Source organism: Bartonella sp. CL100XZDX (assembly GCF_042195375.1).
In the GTDB taxonomy this organism is placed as follows: domain Bacteria; phylum Pseudomonadota; class Alphaproteobacteria; order Rhizobiales; family Rhizobiaceae; genus Bartonella.
In genome coordinates this window covers 1-17,615 of record NZ_JBHIOH010000049.1, presented here as the reverse complement: position 1 = coordinate 17,615, position 17,615 = coordinate 1, and the positions used below count along the sequence as shown (strand labels likewise).

At 37.9% G+C, this 17,615-nt stretch carries 11 protein-coding genes; 7 read left to right on the top strand and 4 right to left on the bottom strand.

Translation table 11 applies throughout. The annotated features are described in order from the left end of the window. Window positions 1–50 precede the first annotated feature (50 nt). From carB to ACFILU_RS05370, 3 genes are all read left to right on the top strand, one after another. On the top strand, window positions 51–3,536 hold the full coding sequence (gene carB / locus ACFILU_RS05380; protein WP_375675062.1) for a carbamoyl-phosphate synthase large subunit: 3,486 nt from the start codon (window positions 51–53) through the stop codon (window positions 3,534–3,536). A 245-nt stretch (window positions 3,537–3,781) separates the two neighbouring features. Beyond that, the gene (locus tag ACFILU_RS05375; protein WP_012754908.1) at window positions 3,782–3,991 is read left to right on the top strand and encodes a cold-shock protein; all 210 of its coding nucleotides are present in this window, start codon (window positions 3,782–3,784) and stop codon (window positions 3,989–3,991) included. A 320-nt stretch (window positions 3,992–4,311) separates the two neighbouring features. Further along, on the top strand, window positions 4,312–5,514 hold the full coding sequence (locus ACFILU_RS05370; RefSeq protein WP_375675060.1) for a pyridoxal phosphate-dependent aminotransferase: 1,203 nt from the start codon (window positions 4,312–4,314) through the stop codon (window positions 5,512–5,514). Window positions 5,515–6,670: 1,156 nt separating this feature from the next. Here the strand turns inward: ACFILU_RS05370 and ACFILU_RS05365 are convergent. Both ACFILU_RS05365 and trxB read right to left on the bottom strand, forming a co-directional pair. Beyond that, window positions 6,671–7,576 (bottom strand): LysR family transcriptional regulator, encoded by a 906-nt coding sequence (locus tag ACFILU_RS05365; RefSeq protein WP_273791217.1) that lies wholly within the window; start codon window positions 7,574–7,576, stop codon window positions 6,671–6,673. A 42-nt stretch (window positions 7,577–7,618) separates the two neighbouring features. Next, window positions 7,619–8,575 carry a thioredoxin-disulfide reductase gene (trxB, locus tag ACFILU_RS05360; protein WP_375675059.1) on the bottom strand — a complete coding sequence of 319 codons (957 nt, stop codon included), beginning with the start codon at window positions 8,573–8,575 and terminating at the stop codon, window positions 7,619–7,621. A gap of 310 nt (window positions 8,576–8,885) precedes the next feature. Between trxB and ACFILU_RS05355 the strand changes: the two genes are divergently transcribed. Next, window positions 8,886–10,280 carry a TrkH family potassium uptake protein gene (locus tag ACFILU_RS05355; RefSeq protein WP_273791219.1) on the top strand — a complete coding sequence of 465 codons (1,395 nt, stop codon included), beginning with the start codon at window positions 8,886–8,888 and terminating at the stop codon, window positions 10,278–10,280. A 1,212-nt stretch (window positions 10,281–11,492) separates the two neighbouring features. Here the strand turns inward: ACFILU_RS05355 and ACFILU_RS05350 are convergent. Both ACFILU_RS05350 and greA read right to left on the bottom strand, forming a co-directional pair. Then, a complete protein-coding gene (locus ACFILU_RS05350) occupies window positions 11,493–12,551 on the bottom strand; it encodes a glycosyltransferase family 4 protein (protein WP_375675058.1) in 1,059 nt (352 codons plus the stop codon). Between the two features lie 17 nt (window positions 12,552–12,568). After that, entirely contained in the window at window positions 12,569–13,042 is a 474-nt protein-coding gene (greA, locus tag ACFILU_RS05345; RefSeq protein ID WP_007347010.1) for a transcription elongation factor GreA, read from the bottom strand. 339 nt (window positions 13,043–13,381) lie between these two features. On the opposite strand from greA, the gene ACFILU_RS05340 reads away from it, so the two are divergent. The 3 genes from ACFILU_RS05340 to ACFILU_RS05330 form a co-directional block, all read left to right on the top strand. Next, the gene (locus ACFILU_RS05340) at window positions 13,382–13,696 is read left to right on the top strand and encodes an SH3 domain-containing protein (RefSeq protein WP_375675057.1); all 315 of its coding nucleotides are present in this window, start codon (window positions 13,382–13,384) and stop codon (window positions 13,694–13,696) included. Window positions 13,697–13,954: 258 nt separating this feature from the next. After that, window positions 13,955–16,264, top strand: coding sequence for an excinuclease ABC subunit UvrB (uvrB, locus tag ACFILU_RS05335; protein ID WP_375675056.1), 2,310 nt, complete (start codon window positions 13,955–13,957; stop codon window positions 16,262–16,264). 627 nt (window positions 16,265–16,891) lie between these two features. Next, window positions 16,892–17,615, top strand: a 724-nt coding sequence (locus ACFILU_RS05330) for a BA14K family protein (RefSeq protein ID WP_375675055.1), incomplete at its 3' end; no start/stop codon positions are given.

Sequence of the window (17,615 nt, the reverse complement as noted above, 5' to 3'; positions counted from 1 at the left end):
ATATTTTGCCCACAACAATCGCACACAGATATTTGTCATAGGAAAAAGTCATGCCCAAACGCACAGATATAAAATCTATTCTTATCATCGGAGCAGGACCTATTATCATTGGTCAGGCATGTGAATTTGATTATTCAGGCACTCAAGCCTGTAAAGCATTAAAAGAAGAAGGTTACCGAATTATTTTGGTAAATTCTAATCCTGCCACGATTATGACAGATCCAGATCTAGCTGATGCAACTTATATAGAGCCCATTACTCCTGAAATAGTTGCCAAAATTATTGCTCACGAGCGTCCCGATGCCCTTTTGCCCACTATGGGAGGACAAACAGCCCTCAATACTACTTTATCATTAAAGCGTATGGGTATTTTAGACCGCTACCATGTTGAAATGATAGGAGCCAATGCTGATGCTATTGATAAAGCTGAAGATCGTGCTTTATTCCGCCAAGCGATGGCAAAAATCGGTTTGGAAACGCCACGCTCTATGTTAGCCAATGCAACAGAACTGAAAGAAGAAAATCGCCAACAACACGCAAAAACGTGTGCTGAACTTAAAGCAAAGCTTTCTGGTGCTGCGCTTGACAAAGCACTCGAAGAACTTGAGCGCAACTGGCGACATACCGAAGCTGATCGCAAACAACATTATATCGCTCATGCAACAGCAAAAGCAGTTCAAGCTCTTGATGTTGTTGGGCTTCCAGCTATTATTCGTCCTTCATTCACCCTTGGTGGAACTGGTGGTGGAATCGCTTATAACCGCTCTGAATTCTATGAAATTATTGAACGTGGGCTTGAAGCTTCACCAACAACAGAAGTATTAATTGAAGAAAGTGTTTTAGGGTGGAAAGAATATGAGATGGAAGTTGTTCGTGATAAGAACGACAACTGTATCATCGTTTGTTCTATTGAAAACATTGATCCAATGGGGATTCATACCGGTGATTCGATCACTGTAGCACCTGCTCTCACCTTAACCGATAAAGAATATCAATGTATGCGTAATGCTTCGATTGCTGTTTTGCGCGAAATTGGTGTTGAAACGGGGGGATCCAATGTACAGTTTGCTGTCAATCCTGAAAATGGGCGCCTCATTGTTATTGAAATGAATCCGCGTGTTTCTCGCTCTTCAGCGCTTGCCTCAAAAGCAACGGGGTTTCCCATTGCCAAAGTAGCGGCTAAACTGGCTGTTGGTTATACACTTGATGAATTAAAAAATGATATCACGGATGGTGCAACACCAGCATCATTTGAACCTTCTATTGACTATATTGTGACAAAAATTCCTCGTTTTGCGTTCGAAAAATTTCCCGGTTCATCACCTGTCCTCACAACTGCGATGAAATCTGTAGGAGAAGTCATGGCAATTGGACGCACTTTTCAAGAATCGTTACAAAAAGCACTCCGTGGACTTGAAACAGGGCTTACGGGTCTTGATGAAATTGTGATTCCAGAGCATGCTGAAGGTGATGAAAAAAGTTCTATACGCTCAGCCATTGCCATACCAAGCCCTGATCGTCTACGCTATATTGCTCAAGCCATGCGCACAGGCTTACCCTTAAATGAGATTCACCAAATTAGCAAAATTGATCCGTGGTTTTTAGAACAAATAGCCTCCATCATTGAAATGGAGCAGCGTATCCGCATTCATGGATTACCCCAAGACGCAGATAATTTACGTATGTTAAAAGCTATGGGCTTTTCAGATGCGCGATTAGCCTCCCTTACAGGGAAAGAACCCGATTATATCGCTGCTTTACGTAAATCACTGAATGTTAAACACGTCTTCAAACGGATTGATACTTGTGCCGCTGAATTTTCTTCTCCTACAGCCTATATGTATTCAACATATGAAGTTCCCTTTGCGGGTGTAGAGCACTCGGAAGCACACGTTTCTGAACGCAAAAAAATTGCTATTTTAGGCGGTGGACCAAACCGCATTGGGCAAGGTATTGAATTTGATTACTGTTGCTGCCACGCTGCTTTTGCACTGCGTGATGCAGGATTTGAAGCGATTATGATTAACTGTAATCCTGAAACAGTTTCAACCGACTATGATACCTCTGATCGCCTTTACTTTGAATCTTTAACAACAGAAGACGTTATCGCTATTTTAGAAGCAGAACAGGAAAAAGGAGATTTGGTTGGAGTCATCGTCCAATTTGGCGGACAAACACCCTTAAAATTGGCAAGCGCTCTAGAAAAACACAATATCCCCATCCTAGGTACTTCACCTGACGCTATCGACTTAGCAGAAGATAGAGACCGCTTTCAAAAACTGTTATTTAAACTTAATTTAACACAACCTCAAAATGGTATTGCCCACTCCATTGAACAAGCACGCCTCATTGCCCACGAACTAGGCTTCCCTTTGGTTGTACGTCCCTCTTATGTTTTAGGAGGACGTGCTATGCAAATTATTCGTGATGAACGTAGCTTACAAAATTATTTACTTGAGAGTGTCCCTGAATTAATTTCAGAAGATATCAAAGTCCGTTATCCTAACGACACAACAGGACAAATCAATATATTGCTTGGTAAAAATCCGCTTCTCTTTGATACCTATTTAACAGAAGCAATTGAAGTAGATGTTGATTGTCTATGTGATGGTAACGAAACACTAATCGTTGGTATTATGGAACATATTGAAGAAGCTGGTATCCACTCTGGTGATTCAGCATGTTCTCTACCAGTCCATACGCTCTCAAATAAAATAGTTACTGAATTAGAGCGCCAAACCAAAGCATTAGCACAAGCACTTCATGTTCGCGGCTTAATGAATGTACAATATGCTATAAAAGATGACACCATTTATGTCTTAGAAGTCAATCCCCGTGCTTCACGTACTGTCCCATTTGTTGCAAAAACGATTGGTCGCCCTATTGCTAAAATGGCTGCACGTATTATGGCAGGAGAAACGCTTCATGATGCTCTTCAAGCTTATGGTGGATTACCTTCTTTGCAAAAAAAACAACATATTGCCGTCAAGGAAGCCGTATTTCCTTTTGCTCGTTTTTCAGGTGTTGATACACTTCTTGGTCCAGAAATGCGCTCAACCGGTGAAGTTATGGGACTTGACTATGAATTTTCGCTTGCTTTTGCTAAAGCCCAACTTGGAGCTGGTGTAAAACTCCCTAAAGAGGGAACTTTGTTCGTTTCTGTAAGAGATGAAGATAAAAAACGCATCTTAAATCCTGTAAAACGTTTAACTGAGCTTGGCTTTTCTGTTGTCGCCACAAGTGGAACACAAAAATTTCTCACCGAACACCACGTTGAAGCAAAAAAAATTAACAAAGTTCTAGAGGGACACCCCCATATTGAAGACGCTATTCGTAATCGCAAAATTCAATTGATTTTTAATACAACTAGCACGGCCAGTGCCATCTCAGATTCAAAATCATTACGTTATGCAGCCCTCATGCAAAATGTTCCCTATTATACAACACTAGCTGGAGCCGAAGCCGTTGTAGAAGCGATCAAAGCACTCAAAAAAAGGCGCCTTGAAGTACGTTCACTACAAAGTTATTTCAGTTGAATTTTTCTACTTAACAAAATGTACACTGTTTTCTTATTTTTTCTTTATATAAAAATTGATTAAGACTTGCTTTTTGTTCCAAAAACTTTTATAGAGGTTTCATCGAATTTTCGGTTACGTGACTTTCTTTCCTGTGCAATCTGCACTTTCGACGAAACTTCTCCCACCTAATTTCGATCTACAACCGTATTGAAGAAATGAAAGCTTCAATACTCAATATAATTATATATTCTAAGGAGTTTCCTATGTCTACAGGAACAGTTAAGTGGTTTAATACAACAAAAGGTTTCGGATTCATTCAACCTAGTGATGGTAGTGCAGATGTATTTGTACACATTTCTGCTGTCGAGCGTTCTGGTCTAAACAGTCTTAATGAAGGGCAAAAAATTTCTTATGATGTTCTTCAAGATCGTCGTTCAGGAAAATTTGCCGCTGGTAACCTTGCAGCCCTTTAAAGTTTAAATTTTGCAATATTTTATTTAAAAATCTTCGTCTGTAATGACGAAGATTTTTTTTATTTTGTATAAAGCATCATTTTACCTTGTTAACATAAAAGACTACTTATCTCCTTTGCACAATTTATCACCCCCCCCTTATACTTCCTCAAAACTTTCATAAAATCTACGAAGAGATTATCTTGTGAAATCTCAAAAAAGAAGAATATAAAGCCCGTGTAAGAGTATTTTGGAAGTTTTTTATTGCATACAATATAATCTCTTATAGAATATCCTTAAAGCAATAACCATTTGTTGATATAATATAAGGATTTAAAATTATGGCTTTTATTGCCGACAAACTGTCTCTTATCAAACCTTCTGCAACAATAGCTGCTTCTCAAAAGGCCCGCCATTTAAAAGCATTAGGGCGCAATGTTATTGCTTTAAGTGCTGGAGAGCCAGACTTTGATACCCCAGACAACATCAAAAACGCGGCTATTGAAGCTATTCGAAGAGGAGAAACAAAATACCCTCCCATATCTGGAATTCCAGAATTGCGCCAAGCAATTTCTGCAAAGTTTAAAAGAGAAAATAACCTTCTTTACCAACCAGAACAAATTATTGTTGGTACCGGTGGAAAACAAATTCTCTTTAATGCATTCATGGCAACTTTGAATAAAGGAGATGAGGTCATCATTCCATCCCCTTATTGGGTTAGTTATCCAGAAATGGTCTCACTCAACGATGGTAAGCCTGTCTTTTTAGAAACGAAAGCCGAATTTTCTTATAAACTCCAACCCCAAGAGCTAGAAGCTGCCATTACCCCCAAAACCAAATGGGTCATCTTTAACTCTCCTTCAAATCCATCAGGTGCCGCTTATACACATAATGAATTGAAAAAACTCACAGATGTTTTAGTAAAATATCCTCATGTTTATATCCTTTCCGATGATATATATGAACATCTCACATATGAGGGTTTTACCTTTGTTACTCCAGCTCAAGTAGAACCAGCGCTTTATGAGCGTACACTCACAATGAATGGTGTTTCTAAAGCCTATGCGATGACGGGATGGAGAATCGGCTATGCAGGCGGACCACAAGAATTAATTAAAGCCATGGATACCATTCAAGGCCAGCAAACATCTGGAACAAGTGTCATTTCACAATGGGCTGCGGTTGAAGCACTCAACGGGCCACAAGACTTTATTGCTAAAAATAAAAGTATTTTTCAAACACGCCGTGATCTCGTTGTCTCCATGCTAAATCAAGCTCCTGGCATTCACTGTCCAACGCCTGAGGGTGCTTTTTATGTTTATCCTTCTTGCTCCGGAATTATTGGAAAGAAAACACCTAACGGCCAATGTATTACCAATGATGAGGACTTTGCCATAGCGCTTCTAGAAACAGAAGCTGTTGCTGTCGTCCAAGGATCTGCTTTTGGACTTGGATCAGCTTTTCGTATTTCTTATGCAACATCAGAAGAATTACTTGAAGAAGCTTGTATACGTATACAGCGCTTTTGCAACAGTCTAATTTAAAATTTTTAAATATCATCTCTTGTGATTGTTTTTACCGAATGTCAGTATATCCGAGAAAATATCGGAAATTGTGTCATGGTCTAAATCTATCGATTCAGCAAAAATATCTATGAATAAACACAAAAATAGAGGCTGTAGATAAAGATCAAAAAAATCTAGCTATCAAATAAATGAATCGGTCTATTATCATAAGAGATGAAAAACCTATTCTGCTTTCTCCATTCAATTTATAACTCTAAAAAAGACCGAGCACTTTTAAACACAATTGCCCTTATAATCAAAGGCCCTTACAATAAAATCTCTTCTATTTCTCGGCTTCTTCTTCGTCCTAAAATGAAGAAGAAGCCACCTCACATCGTTGTGTAAGCAATCCAGTTTCCTTTAAGTTCTATCTAATAACTACTTGATTTACTTCATAGGCTTTATGAACAAGACCTGCCTTAAATATTCACCTCACACTCTAATAAAAAGCACTTCATGTATAAGGTTTTAAATATTTTATATCACACCCCTAAAAGACAGACTTTTATGGTATAACAGGATAAATCTCTCTTAAACTCCTCATTGAATTTTAGTATTCTTAAAAAATTGTTGGATATCCACAAGTTTCGAAATTTTTTCCTTATCATCTTCCCATATATTGCAATTTCTAAGGACTCTTTCAAAAATAATAAAAAAAAGCCGGACATATTGTCCGGCAAATTTGGAAAATCTTCAGAGATAAAATCAATCTGATAGATCTTCGTAAGGGAACACTCAAGAAAACGCACTGGGAGGCAACATAATCAAGAGATAGCATTCTATGTCATTTTATAAGAAAAAGCACAATAAAGACTTAAGCGTATCTGCTATGCAATAAACACATAGCTTTAAATTTGTCTCCATTATGTAGCACTCTCTTTAATTAAATATAAAAATGTAAGCTACACCATCACACGATTGTCCATTATATAATAGCTCTCACGTTTGCTAGCATTTGTAAAAAAACATTTATCCCTTTTTTCAAAAATATTTACCCGCGCAGACTCCCTCCACTTTTAATGTGCAACGAATAATTTTAATTGATTCAATATGAGCAAATTTGAAACGAAAGAATATTACGGGAGTCTCAAGTTGCAAAACAGCTAATTGTTCCTTATAAATTAAGACATTAATATTAAAAAGACCACTGACGAGCTTTTAAAAAAATATAATCTCGAAAAGCATTTAACCTTGCCAAATTCTTTAAATTATAAGGATAACAAAAAAAAGTATCAAAAGAAGGAATATCAACCATATCAGGAAAAAGACGCACCAAATGCTCATCATTATTGACGATATAATCAGGAAGCACAGCAATCCCAAGATCACGCATAAGCGCATTCTTTATTGAGATGATATTGTTGATTTGTAGAACTGAAACGCGCAATGATCCATCACTTCTACCAGCCTTTTCCAACCAATTTAAACCAGACAAATAAGGTGGAACAGGTTCACCGAACGAAATAATACGATGCTCATCGAGATCAGATAATTTTTCCGGCTTTCCATAATTTGCAATATACTTTTCCGAAGCATAAACATGCATATGAATTGTAAAGAGTTTTCTTTGTATAAGATCAGGTTGTTTGGGTTGATGTAAGCGAACAGCACAATCCGCATGACACATTGTCAAATCAAGCTCTTCATCGGAAAGCAAAAGCTGAACCTGCATATCAGGATAAAGACTAAGAAATTCTGGCATACGCTCTGCAATCCACCCTGCCCCCATTCCAAAGGTCGAGGTCACACGCAAGTGCCCCGTTGGTTTTGCATAGCTTTCACTTAATTGCAAACGCACACTTTCAAGCTTCATCAAAACATCATGAGCTGTACGATAAAGAGTTTCTCCCTGTTCTGTAAGAATCAAACCACGCGCATGACGTTGAAATAAGGATACCCCAACCTCTTGTTCTAAAGCCGAAACCTGTCGTGAAACGGCTGATTGAGATAAATGAAGTTTTTGAGCAGCATGCGTAAAAGATCCCGCTTCTGCTGCAGCGTGAAAAACTCTTAACTTATCCCAATCCAACGGTGGCGCCACAATTAATTCTACCTCTATATTCTCTATTTTCTCAATGAGTTACTAACGCTTGGATATATCCAAAAACCGTTCTGCTTCCAACGCTGCCATACATCCTCTTCCCGCAGCTGTTACAGCTTGGCGGAATGTTTCATCTGTCACATCCCCAGCAGCAAAAACACCAGCAATGCTTGTTGCTGTTGAGTCCGGTGCTGTCCATAAATAGCCGCCTCGTTTTTGTTTCAGCTGTCCTTCAAACAGAGAAACAGCAGGATCATGCCCAATGGCAATAAATATGCCCTCTGCATTCACTTTCATCTCATGACCTGTCTTAACATTTTTCAGACGTGCCCCTGTTACAACAGCGCCCATTGAATCTTGAGCTGGCAGCCCCAGAATTTCTTCAACCACATGATCCCAAAAAACACGCACATTATTACAAGACAGCAACCTATCTTGCAAAATTTTTTCTGCCCGAAACTGCCCCCGCCTGTGAACCACGCTTACACTCTTAGCCAAATGCGATAAATAAAGTGCTTCTTCAACAGCCGTATTTCCTCCTCCCACGACAATAACGTCCTTATCACGATAAAAAAAGCCATCACATGTAGCACAAGCGGAAACACCTCCGCCCATAAAGGTCTGTTCACTTTCTAAACCAAGCCAGCGTGCTTGAGCTCCTGTTGCAATAATCAGTGCATCACAAGAATATTGTGTTCCTGAATCCCCATATAAGACAAAAGGATACTTCAACAAATCAGCCTTTATAATTGTATCATAGACAATTTTTGTCCCCATATTCTCAGCTTGTTTTGCCATTTGTTCCATCAACCATGGTCCTTGAATGGGATCTGAAAAACCTGGATAATTCTCAACATCAGTTGTAATTGTTAATTGTCCACCCTGCTGCAAGCCCGTCACCAAAACCGGCTTAAGCATTGCTCTTGCTGCATAGATCGCCGCTGTATAACCAGCCGGACCTGAGCCAATAATCAGCAGACGAATATGCGATTGCACCATTAAATCCCCTTCACTTTATTATAAATTAATTATTCTATAAATGATAACGGAATGCAGCCTTTTAAAAAAATATTTTTCAAGAGCCCTAATTATGTTATGTATACTTCTTTTCAAGTTTTATGAAAAGGTCTGATTACTAATTCATCAAGGCACGCTAATGTTAAGAATTAATCCTTATCCTATAAAGAGAAAAATGTAACTTCTTATGAGCACAAAACCATAATAAAAAGAGATACAAAGATAGGGAACGATCATTTTTCAATTTATTATCAATGTCTGTGCACGTTTTGCCTTAATCATGGGAGGAGCAATGCTTTTGCCAATTTTTGTGGATTTGCACGACAACAATCGTAATTGGATAAGCTTTCTCTATTCTTGTGCCATAACCACCATGTTAGCAACGCTGATTCTTTTAGCAACTAAGGGAGCTACTTGTCGCTTTTCAGCACGGCTTGGCTTTATGCTCACTGTTTGTCTTTGGCTTACAGGAAGCATCGTAGGTGCCTTACCTCTTTATCTTTCTCCTCTTCCCATTTCTCTAGCAGGAGCCATTTTTGAATCTGTTTCTGGAATTACAACAACAGGCTCCACAGTCCTTTCTGATCTTGATAATTTATCGCGAAGTATTTTATTATGGCGTTCTCTTATATGCTGGATTGGGGGCATTGGTTTTATCGGTTTAGCCCTCTTAATTTTGCCTTCACTGCGTGTGGGTGGCGTGCGACTTTTTCATATGGAATCATCTGATAAATCTGAAAAAATATTGCCTCGCATCAACCAAATTGCTAACGGAATTATCATCGCTTATGTTGGGTTAACATTGGCTTGTATGCTTTCTTATTTTGCTGCAGGCATGAATTTATTTGATGCCATTAACCATGCAATGAGTACAGTAGCAACAGCTGGTTTTTCAACGCATGATGCTTCTTTTGGCTATTTTTCTGATAAACCAGCCATCTTAATTATTTCAACAATCTTCATGTTGCTTTCTGCTTTACCCTTCGTACTTTATGTTAAATTAGTCCTTCCTGGACACTCCAAACGCTTCCTTGACCCACAAGTGATTGTTTTTCTCCATATCGTTCTCCTTTTCAGCTTTGCTTTAGCGGCATGGCTACGGTTTTATGATCATCGCGCGTTCCACTTGATTTTCCTTGATGTCATTTTTCACCTTTCATCCATTATTAGCACCACAGGTTATAGCGCTGAAGATTATCAACTTTGGGGACCGTTTGCGCTTGGAATTTTCTTCATTGTTTCTTTTACAGGCGGATGTGCTGGTTCTACTTCTGGTGGCATGAAAATCAATCGCCTCATTATTCTTTGGCGTATTACACAAACAAATATAGAAAAACTTCTTTCTCCTAATGTCGTTGTAAAAGCGCGCTACGATCACTCAAATATATCAAATGATGTTGCTCAAGCCGTTTTGTTTTTTGTCTGTCTTTATATGTTTTGCCTTGTTATCGGCACTGCACTTTTGCTTACAACCGGTCTTGACTTTACCTCTGCCTTTACGGGGGTCTTAACCGCACTTTCAAATGTTGGTCCAGGCTTTGGAGATATTATTGGCCCCACTGGTAATTTCTCTACAATCAACGACCATGCTTTATGGATTTTAAGTTTTCTAATGTTAGCTGGACGCCTTGAAATCATAACAATATTCGTCCTTTTTATTCCCGCTTTCTGGCGTGAACAATTCTAATGCAGAGAGTATTTTATTCTACCATGATAAAAATTTACAAGATAAAAAGGTGTGAACAGTATGCATCATAATATTCACCCCTTACTCAATCCACTGAAGATTTTCTAAAATTTCATACAAATCATCATATCAATGATATAAAAATAATTCAACAAAAACAATCAAATACCAATATTTTCAAAGCCATAACATATAAAACTTCACTTTATTGATCTTCTTTATCAAATAAAGTGGACGCATAGAACATTCTTTTTTACGAATAATCTCTCATGCAAAAAATATGAATATTTGCTGATAAAAGTGTTTTTTCTCTTTAATAGAGTTACCTCCTTATAGAAAAAAATGCTATTATATTACGAACTCACAAGCTTATAAAAAAACATCTCACAGTACTCATCACCCCCATTCCACGACAGCCTTCATGAAAGATATAAAATGGGCACCATCATTTTTACTTAAATAATAATAAGGTGCAAGTCGGTACTACAAAATAAGATATAAATTAGTACCACCATATTATTTTTTTTCTGTTAATGTCGTAACAGCCTGCATTTCAGACAATTTATAAGAAATCTCTTTACACCTTGTCTTCAATAGTTTTTATCCACCACATGCCTTCTTCCGATTGTGATGTGCTAGAGGATAGCTCTCCTTGATTTAATATCAACCGATTTGACATAAGAAAATCTTACGCTACTCAAAGCTCTTATTCAAATTGAAAAGGTAAATTATCTATAAAAATCATATATATATATATCAATCTTAAATCCATCTTATCATGAATTTATTGAAAATATGTACGACTATTTTATCCATGGAGATAGCATCATTATCTTTTTAAGACAAGAAAACGTTTTTTTGCTATCTATTTAAGTCTTACAAAACGAACAATATCAGTACGACACCGTATAAGATAGTGCATAAATCCCCAGACTTGAGTTAAAGCATTATTTTCTTATTCTAAAATATCAATGAATAAAAGTAGCTTTCCTCTCTCCTAGTATGCTTTATCATAAACTACATATCGCTCTCAAGCGTATACATTTTTAATCTTTTATCCAAAATTTTGGGAACTTTTTATAGTGTTCTACTAAAGACAATATAAATTTTGTAAAATAACATTTATATCATTGAGCTGTTTTCTTGATGACTATGAAAAACCTTTAAGGAAAATACTTTTTATCATCCCTCAAGAAGATTTTTGATATCATATCAAAGTGTTTTTTCCGCAAACAGTTCTTTGTAAACACTTTCAATCTTGCTTGCCTCTTTTTCCAAAGGAAAGTGAGTACGAACATGGGTTAAAGCTTTCTTTCCGGCTGCCAATGTTTTTTCCACATCAGAAAAATAAGGTTCAATTGCTGCGGTTAAAGCCGAACCATCTCCTGCTTTTACAACTGTTCCTGTCGCTTCTACAACCAATTCTTTATAAGCTCCTGCATCACTCGTTACAACCGCAACCTGTGATGCCATTGCTTCTAATGGCGTTAAACCGAAACCTTCTGTACGAGAAGGTGCAACATAAAGTGTTAAACGACGATACCACAAAGGGATGTCCAGAATCTCACCAAGAAAAATAATGCGATCATCCAGACCAGCTTTAGCAATCTTTTGGCGTAACTCTTTTTCAAAATGATAATATTGCTCTGTCGTACGACCAGCGATAAGTGCTGTCCATTCGGGGTAATCAGGCAATAATGCTATCATGGCATCAACAAATAAATCTGTTCCCTTTGAGTAGCGCAGACGCCCAAAACATCCTACCGCATATTTTCCTGGAAATCCTGTCGAAGAAAAGCAATCATCAACAGTCTGTGGTGGAGTAAAACGCCTCACATCCACCCCATGCATAATAACCTTATGAGGCACTTCTAGATAAGCGCCCGTACGTGTACTGGTAGCTATAACCCTATCCATACAGCGAATCAACCATTTGGTAAAAGGCTTATGATGACGTTGTGAAGCCGAAGTAAAGATGAGTTTAAGCTTCATTCGCAAAACATCGCGTAAAAAGATCCCACAAAGCATCTCAATATTGCGTCGTGCATGCCAAATACGAAATGGCTTCCCTTTCGGACTTTTCCAAAGTCCGAAAAGGTCCCTAAAGGCAAGAGCCGGTAAAGTTTGTGGTAAACCAAACCCCAAAGTGGATATACGCATACCCTGTTCGCGTTGCATTGGAATAAGCTGAATAATCGTAGATGTTACTCCCGACAAACGCCTTTTAAAGTGAGGCGCAATAACCTCAGTTTCGTCCAAAGATACACGCATAATAATCCATATGTTATTTAGATGTACTGAACCTTAATGATCTCATAATTATGCGCACCACCTGGTGCATTCACCTCAATCACATCACCTTCTTGCTTGCCAATAAGTGCACGTGCGATAGGCGAAGAAATAGAGATTTTACCAACCTTTACATCAGCTTCTTGATCTCCTACGATCTGATACACTTTTTTTTCTTCAGTGTCCTCATCCAAGAGTTTAATGGTTGCGCCAAATTTTATTTTGTCACCTGAAAGACGCGAGACATCTATAACTTCTGCTCGCGCGATATAATCTTCAAGCTCATTTATACGCCCCTCATTATGACTTTGCGCTTCTTTAGCTGCGTGATACTCAGCATTTTCGGATAAATCACCATGCGCACGCGCTTCAGAAATTGCTTCAATAATTCGCGGACGCTCCTGTTGTTGACGCCAACGCAACTCTTCTTTAAGACTCTCAAAACCAGCTGTAGTCATCGGAACTTTTTCCATAATCCGTCCCTTTCTATTACACGGAAGGTTTAATAAAAATACAAAAAACGGCTTCCAAAATTACTTTTGGAATCCGAAAACTACGATCTTTTTTATTATATAGTACAGTATCGCTGTTTTCCATACAAAAATAAATAAAGGAAACAAAACATGCACAAATAGTGATTAAAACATCTCATTTTGGTGTTTAAAACGTTAAACTTCACTCTTCTCTTTAAAAGTGTCCTAAAGAAGAAAGAATTGTGTTTTTTTCTGTTTTATCATAATCTAGTAAAAGAAATCATATGGGATATGAAGAGAGAAGGATAGAAAATCTCTAAAGAAATTCTTTACAGAAAAATGAAAAAAATCGTCATTTTTTTTATGTTTGGCTCTTTCTTTTTAGCCACAACAATATCAGAGGCAGCAGATGCTTTTGTTACGAGAAATCTTAATTTTAGAACAGGTCCCAGCACTCAGTATGCGCTTTGCGGCTTAATCTCTGCTGGAGAATTGGTTTTTGTTAAAAACTGTAAAGGAAATTGGTGCCATATCCGATATAACACTCAAATAGGTTGGGTGTCATCTCGTTATCTTTCATTTAAAGATGGAAACGATCTTTATCACACATATACAATGTCTTTAGTGCCCAAACATACCGATTATTCTCCATAACAGCCATAATAACTTATGCCCTCTTGAATATCATCATGGCAAAAATGCAATAGTGTCCACGAACAACCACAAATATACCCCCTCCAAAGAAATACTTCAAAGAACTCGTCTCATAAAAAACTTGATCAATATCCTAATGAAAGCTCTAATAAACCAAAATAAATCTGTTCAATAACGTTTTGCTGTTGTCGTAATAAATTTGTAAAAATTAGTATTTTCTTTAAAATCACCAACACTTTTCTATCAAAGGATACAACAATGAAAAATTGTGTTACTGCAACAGTAGAAGCTCTTTCTGCTCTTATTGCTTCAGGTAATCCTCTTTTTAAGAATGGCGCGTTATGGACACCTCACCGCCCTGTTCGTCCTGAAAAGTCTGAAGGTGGTATTCCATTTCAACTCGAAACATCTTTTAAACCCGCGGGAGATCAACCTCAAGCCATAAAAACTCTGGTTGAGGGAATTCAAAAAGATGAACGTACACAAGTGCTTTTGGGTGTTACCGGCTCAGGAAAAACCTATACAATGGCCAATATCATTGAAAAAACACAGCGTCCAGCTTTAATCTTAGCACCAAATAAAACTCTAGCAGCGCAGCTTTATGGGGAATTTAAAAGTTTTTTTCCCCATAATGCTGTCGAATATTTTGTTTCTTATTATGACTATTATCAACCAGAAGCCTACGTTGCACGCTCTGATACCTATATTGAAAAAGAATCCTCAATTAATGAACAAATCGACCGGATGCGTCATGCTGCAACACGCGCCGTCTTAGAGCGTGATGACGTTATTATCGTCGCCTCTGTCTCCTGCATCTACGGAATTGGTTCCGTAGAAACCTATACGGCCATGACCTTCCAAATAGCAAAAGGGGACAAACTCAATCAACGAACACTCTTGGCTGATTTAGTCTCTCAACAGTATTATCGACAAGATATCAATTTCATTCGTGGTTCCTTTCGTGTACGAGGGGATACAATCGAAATTTTCCCTGCCCACCTCGAAGATCGTGCTTGGCGTATTTCGCTCTTTGGCGATGAAGTGGAAACAATTACGGAATTCGATCCTCTCACCGGACAAAAAACAGGCGATCTTCAATCGATTAAAATTTATGCCAATTCACACTATGTAATACCGCGACCAACACTCAATCAAGCAATGAAAGCCATCAAAATGGAACTCGTTCAACGCCTCGATGAGTTGAACGCAGCTGGACGTCTTTTAGAAGCACAACGTTTAGAACAACGTACAATTTTTGATTTAGAAATGTTAGAAACCACCGGTTCATGCGCCGGAATAGAAAATTATTCACGTTATTTAACAGGACGAAAACCCGGAGAACCACCACCAACCTTGTTCGAATACATTCCAAATAATGCTCTTGTTTTTATCGATGAAAGCCACGTAACCATTCCCCAAATTGGGGGCATGTACCGAGGTGACTTTCGTAGAAAAGCAACACTAGCAGAATATGGTTTTCGCCTCCCTTCTTGTATGGATAACCGTCCTTTGCGCTTTGAAGAATGGGATGCTATGCGCCCACAAACGATTGCTGTCTCCGCAACACCTGGACGCTGGGAAATAGAACAATCTCACGGCACTTTTGCGGAACAAGTTATTCGCCCAACAGGGCTTGTTGACCCACCAACAGAGGTTCGTCCAGCCAAAAATCAAGTCGATGATGTTGTGAATGAAATTCGTAAAACAATTCAAAAAGGCTACCGTACATTGGTGACAGTTCTCACAAAGCGTATGGCTGAGGACTTAACTGAATATCTCCACGAACAAGACATTCGTGTACGCTACATGCATTCTGACATTGATACATTAGAACGCATTGAAATTCTACGCGATCTTCGGCTTGGCACCTTTGATGTCCTCATCGGTATCAACTTGCTCCGAGAAGGCTTAGATATTCCAGAATGTGGTTTTGTTGCCATTCTAGATGCCGATAAAGAGGGCTTTTTGCGCTCTGAAACTTCCCTCATACAAACAATCGGACGTGCTGCACGTAACGTAGATGGCCGTGTTATCCTCTATGCAGATACGATCACTGGTTCCATAGAACGAGCCTTACAGGAGACACAAAGACGTCGACAAAAACAAATAGCCTATAATGAAGAACACCATATCACACCGAAAAGTATCAAAAAAAATATCGGAGATATTCTCAATTTAGGCGATGAAAACAACCATGTTCGTACAAATATCCCTGATGTTATCGAGAAAAAAAATATAGTTGGCAACAATTTAGCATCTCATATTAAACACCTTGAAAAATTAATGCATGAAGCAGCTGCTGATCTTAATTTTGAAGAAGCAGCGCGACTTCGCGATGAAATCAAACAATTACAAAAGATAGAACTAGAACTCGCAGAAAATCCCTTAACACATCATAGCGAACAATCCACCCATGAGCCCGTGTTACAACAAAGTCTTTTCTCCAAACCAGACCTTGCACACATGGGACCAACCATGGACACTGGTATTTTGGAAAATCAAAAAGGAAAATCTCGTAAAAACACCCCTAATCAAGCAACAATAAAACGAAAAAAACGCAATCAATGAAGGAGTAAGAAATTTCAAACCGCATAAAATAATCTTCAGCTCTTCTAAAAAAGACTAAGGTTCAAAAGCAAACAGCATTATCCGAAAAATAGACAACCTCCAACATCAAGGGTGCTCCAATTTGTCTAAAACAACATAAGAAAGAACATTTTACAAAAAATTCCAAAATATATTATTTTATACAGTTATACTCTGATATTTAACTCAATATTATCGATCCTTACAAAAAAATATTCAAATAGGTCACGGTTCTATAACACAAATAAAGTAAAATAAGACTTTCTCATAGAACCATAAGACTATGATAAAAAATGATAACTTTGTATTCATACACCTATTGTTCAATTCATATTGTACCAAACAATAAAAAAGTACCAATAAATAAAGATTTTATATCCCATAGTAAAAAATCGGGTACTCTCAATACAAATTTATTAATTAACCTCAAGCAGAGTACATTAATTGAAATCAAAATTCTGTTATGATTTTATTGTACTGTCTCCGTGGTAGATTTAACTAAATGAATTTTTATTTTTTTGTCACAATAAAGTCCAAAATTGTTCAGGCTCTATTCAGTTTGAAACGTGTAGGATGTGAAAAATACGAATTTACACAAGGAGCATCATTATGAAAAAAGTGATCAGGTTAGCGGTATTATCAGCAATGTCAACTGTGACCGTTTTGATGCCGCTAAATGCAACGCTTGCGAATATAGCATGGAATCGTAGTGACTCTATCTCGAGAGAAATAGATGATATGATGAGGAAGATGCGTAAAGAAACAGATGATGCGATAAGGGAAATAAGGAAGAAAGCTGATATCCCGCCTTGCGGTTTTTCTCGCTCCCATTGTTCTGATAGAAAACGTGGCTTTTTTTCTGATGATTTCCAAAAGTTTGTTGATGATTTCCACAAGAGTTTTGAAGACGGCAAAAGAAGATTTAAAGCCGAACATGAAAGGTTTGTAGCCAAACATAGTAAGACGGAACAACAACACCATCATCACCACCACCACCATTATCATTATATTGAAAACAAAACGTATCATTACGTCGAGCGCAAAAAAACAAAACACCGTAATGTTCATATAGAAAACTCAGGAGATGCTGTAGTAATGGGTATTCTTGGTCTTGCAACAGGTACGATTCTTGGTACAGTTTTAAAAAAACCAGAACAGCCACAAGTTGTTTATCAAATAGTACCACAAAATCAAATTGTATATCAACAGGTTCCACAAGAACAGATAATTTATGAAGCTCCGCAAACGGTGAAATATGAGCCAGTACAACAATCATGGGAATCTGATTGGCTTAACTATTGCAAGAAAAAATACCGTTCTTTCAACCCTAAAA